At 68.8% G+C, this 6,333-nt stretch carries 8 protein-coding genes; 4 read left to right on the forward strand and 4 right to left on the reverse strand.

Annotated features, from left to right (window positions below):
* Nucleotides 1-114: 114 nt before the first annotated feature.
* Nucleotides 115-1,452: an MATE family efflux transporter gene (locus ABZ923_RS17270; RefSeq protein WP_361471872.1), complete on the forward strand. Its 1,338-nt coding sequence runs from the start codon at nt 115-117 to the stop codon at nt 1,450-1,452.
* 101 nt (nt 1,453-1,553) lie between these two features.
* On the opposite strand, the gene rplI is transcribed toward ABZ923_RS17270, so the two are convergent.
* From rplI to rpsF, 4 genes are all read right to left on the reverse strand, one after another.
* Nucleotides 1,554-2,000, reverse strand: coding sequence for a 50S ribosomal protein L9 (rplI, locus tag ABZ923_RS17275; RefSeq protein WP_189296665.1), 447 nt, complete (start codon nt 1,998-2,000; stop codon nt 1,554-1,556).
* A gap of 18 nt (nt 2,001-2,018) precedes the next feature.
* On the reverse strand, nt 2,019-2,255 hold the full coding sequence (rpsR, locus tag ABZ923_RS17280) for a 30S ribosomal protein S18 (protein WP_003949403.1): 237 nt from the start codon (nt 2,253-2,255) through the stop codon (nt 2,019-2,021).
* A 57-nt stretch (nt 2,256-2,312) separates the two neighbouring features.
* Nucleotides 2,313-2,891: a single-stranded DNA-binding protein gene (locus ABZ923_RS17285; protein ID WP_351208589.1), complete on the reverse strand. Its 579-nt coding sequence runs from the start codon at nt 2,889-2,891 to the stop codon at nt 2,313-2,315.
* A gap of 78 nt (nt 2,892-2,969) precedes the next feature.
* On the reverse strand, nt 2,970-3,260 hold the full coding sequence (gene rpsF / locus ABZ923_RS17290; protein WP_014673750.1) for a 30S ribosomal protein S6: 291 nt from the start codon (nt 3,258-3,260) through the stop codon (nt 2,970-2,972).
* A gap of 273 nt (nt 3,261-3,533) precedes the next feature.
* Between rpsF and ABZ923_RS17295 the strand changes: the two genes are divergently transcribed.
* The 3 genes from ABZ923_RS17295 to ABZ923_RS17305 all read left to right on the forward strand — a co-directional run bounded on the left by ABZ923_RS17295 (nt 3,534) and on the right by ABZ923_RS17305 (nt 6,203).
* Entirely contained in the window at nt 3,534-3,848 is a 315-nt protein-coding gene (locus tag ABZ923_RS17295) for a hypothetical protein (RefSeq protein ID WP_361471877.1), read from the forward strand.
* Between the two features lie 119 nt (nt 3,849-3,967).
* Nucleotides 3,968-5,086 carry a peptidoglycan bridge formation glycyltransferase FemA/FemB family protein gene (locus ABZ923_RS17300; RefSeq protein ID WP_361471880.1) on the forward strand — a complete coding sequence of 373 codons (1,119 nt, stop codon included), beginning with the start codon at nt 3,968-3,970 and terminating at the stop codon, nt 5,084-5,086.
* A gap of 85 nt (nt 5,087-5,171) precedes the next feature.
* Nucleotides 5,172-6,203 carry an alanine racemase gene (locus ABZ923_RS17305; protein ID WP_361471883.1) on the forward strand — a complete coding sequence of 344 codons (1,032 nt, stop codon included), beginning with the start codon at nt 5,172-5,174 and terminating at the stop codon, nt 6,201-6,203.
* Nucleotides 6,204-6,333 lie beyond the last annotated feature (130 nt).

The following is a 6,333-nucleotide window of genomic DNA, read 5'->3' on the forward strand; positions in this document are numbered from 1 at the left end:
CCCAGTCGGGCCAAGATCGCTTCGAACGGCACCCGAAAGGACACGTCCCCAGACCAAAAGTAAGGATCACAAGCCTGTTGCATCTCTTACCTGTGGACGATTACATTGATGCTCATGACACAGGCTCCAGAGATCCCCAAGGCCACCCGGCGGCAGCACGACCGAGAGATCGTCGCGCTGGCCGTCCCGGCCTTCGGCGCCCTGGTCGCCGAGCCTCTCTTCGTCATGGCGGACAGTGCGATCGTCGGCCATCTCGGCACCGCCCAGCTCGCCGGTCTCGGAGTCGCCTCCGCGCTGCTGACCACCGCCGTGAGCATCTTCGTCTTCCTCGCCTACGCCACCACTGCCGCCGTGGCCCGCCGCGTCGGCGCCGGTGATCTCCCGGCGGCCATCCGCCAGGGCATGGACGGCATCTGGCTGGCGCTGCTGCTCGGCCTCGCCGTCATCGCCGTCGTCCTGCCCCTGGCCCCCGGCATCGTGGACCTCTTCGGCGCCTCCGCCACCGCGGCCCCCTACGCCACCACGTACCTGCGGGTCTCTTCCCTGGGCATCCCCGCCATGCTCATCGTCCTGGCCGCGACCGGAGTACTGCGTGGTCTGCAGGACACCAGGACCCCGCTCTACGTCGCCGTCGCCGGCTTCGTCGCCAACGCCGCGCTCAACGCGGGACTGGTCTACGGCGCCGGGCTCGGCATCGCCGGCTCGGCCTGGGGCACGGTCATCGCCCAGTGCGGCATGGCCGCCGTCTATCTGACCGTCGTCGTCCGCGGAGCCCGTCGGCACGGCGCCTCCCTCCGGCCCGACGCCGCGGGTATCCGGGCCTCGGCCCAGGCCGGCGTTCCTCTCCTGGTGCGCACGCTCTCCCTGCGGGCGATTCTCATGATCGCCACGGCGGTCGCGGCACATCTCGGTGACGCCGACATCGCCGCGCACCAGATCGTCCTGTCCCTGTGGAGCCTGCTGGCCTTCGCCCTGGACGCGATCGCCATCGCGGGGCAGGCCATCATCGGCCGCTATCTCGGCGCGGACGATGCCCAGGGGGCACGCCAGGCCTGTCGGCGCATGATCCAGTGGGGCATCGCGACCGGTGCCGTACTGGGCCTGCTCGTGGTGGCCGCACGACCGATCTTCCTGCCGCTGTTCACCAGCGATTCCGGGGTGAAGGACGCCGCGCTGCCGGCCCTGCTGCTCGTGGCGCTCTCGCAGCCCGTCTGCGGGATCGTCTTCGTCCTGGACGGCGTCCTGATGGGCGCGGGTGACGGTCCCTATCTGGCCTGGGCCATGGTCGTCACCCTGGCGGTGTTCGCCCCGGTGGCCCTGCTCGTCCCCACCCTCGGCGGCGGCCTCACCGCACTCTGGGCAGCCATGACGTTGATGATGACGATCCGCATGCTGACCCTGTGGCTGCGGTCCCGCTCCGGCCGCTGGATCGTGACGGGCGCGACCCGCTGACCGTTTCACGTGAAACATGCCCCCGGCCATGGAAAAGGGGCCGCACCCTGAAGGGTGCGGCCCCTTTCACCGGCTCAAGCGAGCACAGCGATCACGCGGCGTCAGGCCGCGACGACCTCGATGTTGACCTTGGCGGCCACCTCGGGGTGCAGACGCACGGACGTCTCATGGGCGCCCAGGGTCTTGATCGGAGCGGACAGCTCGATGCGGCGCTTGTCCACCTCGGGGCCACCGGAAGCCTTGATCGCGGACGCGATGTCGGCCGGGGTGACGGAACCGAAGAGACGGCCGGAGTCGCCGGAGCGGACGGCCAGACGGACCTTCACGCCCTCGAGCTGGGCCTTGACCTGGTTGGCCTGCTCGATGGTCTGGATCTCGTGGATCTTGCGAGCACGACGGATCTGCTCGACGTCCTTCTCGCCACCCTTGGTCCAGCGGATAGCGAACTTCCGCGGGATCAGGTAGTTGCGAGCGTAACCGTCCTTGACGTCCACGACGTCGCCCGCGGCACCGAGGCCGGAGACCTCGTGGGTGAGGATGATCTTCATGAGTCGGTCACCCTTCCCTTAGCGCGCGGTGGACGTGTAGGGCAGCAGCGCCATCTCACGGCTGTTCTTCACGGCCGTGGCGACGTCACGCTGGTGCTGCGTGCAGTTGCCGGTCACGCGGCGGGCACGGATCTTGCCGCGGTCGGAAATGAACTTCCGCAGCATGTTCGTGTCCTTGTAGTCCACGTACGTGACCTTGTCCTTGCAGAAAGCGCAGACCTTCTTCTTCGGCTTGCGCACAGGCGGCTTCGCCATGGTGTTTCTCCTGTGTGATCAAGAAGTTGGGGTACGACCCACCCTTGGTCCGAGGACCTAGAAGGGGGGCTCGTCCGAGTAGCCGCCACCGCCGCCGGAGCCGCCGCCCCAGCCGCCGCCACCCTGGTTGCCACCGGCGGGAGCGCCGGTCGCCCACGGGTCGTCGGCCGGAGCGCCGCCGCCCTGCTGGCCGCCACCGGGGCCTCCGCCCCAGCCGCCGCCCTGCTGGCCGCCACCGCCGCCGTAACCGCCCTGGCCACCGCGAGCGCCACCGGCGGTCTTGGTGACCTTGGCCGTGGCGTTGCGCAGGCTGGGGCCGACTTCCTCGACGTCCAGCTCGTAGACCGTGCGCTTGACGCCCTCGCGGTCCTCGTAGGACCGCTGCTTCAGCCGGCCCTGCACGATGACGCGCATGCCTCGCTGGAGCGACTCGGCGACGTTCTCCGCCGCCTGGCGCCAGACCGAGCAGGTCAGGAACAGGCTCTCGCCGTCCTTCCACTCGTTCGTCTGGCGGTCGAAGGTGCGGGGAGTGGACGCGACGCGGAACTTCGCGACCGCCGCACCGGACGGGGTGAAGCGCAGCTCGGGGTCGTCGACAAGATTGCCGATGACCGTGATGACGGTCTCGCCTGCCATGGGGGAACCTCTCGGCGGGTTTGCTGCTCTGGCTGCTTGGTTGCTACTCGAATCCCGAGATCAGCTGAGCGGAAGGGCTCAGTGGGTCTCGGGGCGGAGGACCTTGGTCCGGAGGACCGACTCGTTCAGGTTCATCTGGCGGTCGAGCTCCTTGACGACCGCAGGCTCGGCCTGCAGGTCGATGACCGAGTAGATGCCCTCGGGCTTCTTCTTGATCTCGTAGGCGAGACGACGACGGCCCCAGGTGTCGACCTTCTCAACCTTGCCGCCGCCGTCACGGACGACGGACAGGAAGTTCTCGATCAGCGGGGAGACAGCGCGCTCCTCGAGATCGGGGTCGAGGATGACCATCACCTCGTAGTGACGCATGTGGAACCCACCTCCTTTGGACTCAGCGGCCACGGTCGTTCCGTGGCAGGAGGGTTGTGATGCGTACGCAACGGTATCGGCCGCCACTGACAATCGGGCTCCCTCAGGGGAGCCGGGCAGTGTGACCCGGTCGGGTCGGGGCAGACACCAGTGCAGACGGTACAGACTACCCGCACACCCGCTTCCGGTTGAAATCCGGTCCCGGGGGCCGACAATCTGTACACATCGGGTGTGTGCGGCGCTACGATGCGCCGCCTTCCGCAGGAGGTGCCCATGGCACAGGCATTGCAGCCCAACACCGCCGGATCCCTCTTCGCCACGGACGGCAAGCGCCATCCGCTGCAGGACGCCCTGATGGCGGTGACGTTCGCCCTGGGCCTGCTGTCCTTCATCACGTCCTTCTTCCACAGCCTCCACCTGCTGACCTCGTGGACGGGCCTGGTGGCGCTGGCCACGGGCGTCTACGGACAGTGGGTCTCGGTGACCACGCGACAGCGGTTCTTCCTCATCCTGGGACTCGGCGCCGCGGGGATCGGTTTCCTGATCGGCATGGCCCACGGCGGCCTCTTCGGCGGTCTCATCGGCTGACTTCGCCGGGGTTGAGGCCCCTACGCCCAGTCGGGGCGCTCGCAAGGCGCAGTAGGCTTCGGCGCGAGAGCCGGAGCCCCTGTACCCATGGGGACACACCAGCCCGAGGAGCGCCCCGAATGAGCCTGACCCTGAGGACCATCAGTCGCGAGCAGCATCTGGCATTCATCCAGAGCCTGCCGGCGGCGAGCCACATGCAGGTCCCGGCCTGGGCAGATGTGAAGGCGGAGTGGCGCTCGGAGAACCTCGGCTGGTTCGACAAGAGCGGCCAGCTGGTCGGCGTGGGCCTGGTCCTCTACCGCCAGCTGCCCAAGATCAAGCGCTACCTCGCCTATCTGCCCGAGGGCCCGGTCATCAACTGGTACGCGCCGAACCTGGACGACTGGATCCAGCCGATGCTGGCGCACCTGAAGCAGCAGGGTGCCTTCTCGGTGAAGATGGGCCCGCCGGTGATCATCCGCCGCTGGAACGCGGACACCATCAAGAGGGGCATCCAGGACCCGGACATCAAGCGGCTGCGCGACCTGGAGGCCGACTTCATCGAGCCGCGCGCCTTCGAGGTGGCCGACAAGCTGCGCCGCATGGGCTGGCAGCAGGGCGAGGACGGCGGCGCCGGCTTCGGCGACGTGCAGCCCCGCTACGTGTACCAGGTGCCGCTGGCCAACCGCTCCCTGGAAGAGGTCCACAAGAACTTCAACCAGCTGTGGCGACGCAACATCAAGAAGGCCGAGAAGGCCGGCGTCGAGGTCGTCCAGGGCGGCTACCAGGACCTGGCCGAGTGGCAGCGGCTGTACGAGATCACGGCCGTCCGTGACCACTTCCGGCCCCGCCCGCTGTCGTACTTCCAGCGCATGTGGACGGCCCTCAACACCGAGGACCCCAACCGCATGCGGCTGTACTTCGCCCGGCACAACGGCGTGAACCTGTCCGCGGCGACGATGCTGATCGTCGGCGGTCACGTCTGGTACTCCTACGGCGCCTCCGACAACATCGGCCGCGAGGTCCGCCCGTCGAACGCGATGCAGTGGCGGATGCTGCGCGACGCCTACGCGCTCGGCGCCACCGTCTACGACCTGCGCGGCATCTCCGACTCGCTGGACGAGACCGACCACCTCTTCGGCCTGATCCAGTTCAAGGTCGGCACCGGCGGCCAGGCCGCCGAGTACCTCGGCGAGTGGGACTTCCCGCTGAACAAGCTGCTCCACAAGGCGCTCGACATCTACATGTCGCGCCGTTGAGCCACGCAGGCGTTTGATTCCATAGCCTTCACAGCTCACACACCTCTGATCCACCGCAGCCACGAGAAAGGTTCCGGGTCCGGCCATGGCGCTCACGCTCTACGTCGACACCGCGCGCTGGCGGGCGCACCACAAGCACGTGCAGGAGCAGTTCCCGGGACTCGTCCCGGTCTGCAAGGGCAACGGCTACGGCTTCGGGCACGAACGGCTGTCGGAGGAGGCCACGCGGCTCGGTGCCGACCTGCTCGCCGTCGGCACGACCTACGAGGCCGCACGCATCAAGGACTTCTTCAGCGGTGACCTGCTGGTCCTGACGCCCTACCGGCGCGGCGAGGAGCCGGTCCCGCTGCCCGACCGGGTCGTCCGCTCGGTGTCGTCCATCGACGGCGTGTACGGCCTCGTGGGCGCCCGTGTGGTGATCGAGGTGATGTCCTCGATGAAGCGGCACGGCATCAGCGAGCACGACCTGCCGCAGCTGCACCAGGCCATAGAGAACGTCCGGCTGGAGGGCTTCGCCATCCACCTGCCGCTGGACCGCACCGACGGCTCGGACGCCGTCGAGGAGGTCATCGGCTGGATGGACCGGCTGCGCGCGGCACGGCTGCCGCTGCACACGATGTTCGTCAGCCACCTCAAGGCGGACGATCTGGCCCGGCTCCAGCAGCAGTTCCCGCAGACCCGGTTCCGCGCGCGCATCGGCACGCGGCTGTGGCTGGGGGACCACGACGCCACGGAGTACCGCGGTGCCGTCCTGGACGTCACGCGCGTGGCGAAGGGCGACCGGTTCGGCTACCGGCAGCAGAAGGCGGCCTCGGACGGCTTCCTGGTGGTCGTGGCGGGCGGTACGTCGCACGGGGTGGGCCTGGAGGCCCCGAAGGCCCTGCACGGCGTCATGCCGCGCGCCAAGGGCGTCGCCCGCGCCGGTCTCGCGACGGTCAACCGGAACCTTTCCCCGTTCGTCTGGGGCGGCAAGCAGCGCTGGTTCGCCGAGCCGCCGCACATGCAGGTGTCGATCCTGTTCGTGCCCTCGGACGCCCCCGAGCCCCAGGTCGGCGACGAGCTGGTGGCCCATCTGCGGCACACCACGACCCAGTTCGACCGCCTCGTGGACCGCTGAGCCCGTCCAGGACAGCGAGAAGGGGGGCGACCGGGCGGCCCGCGTCGGGCATGAGGGTGGGGAGGCGACGGGGCCCCCCGCGGGGTCGGGCTGGCGCACCTGTCTGTGGGGGTGGACTTGTGTGGTGATT

Origin of the sequence: Streptomyces sp. NPDC046881 (assembly GCF_040645015.1) — a bacterium.
GTDB lineage: Bacteria > Actinomycetota > Actinomycetes > Streptomycetales > Streptomycetaceae > Streptomyces.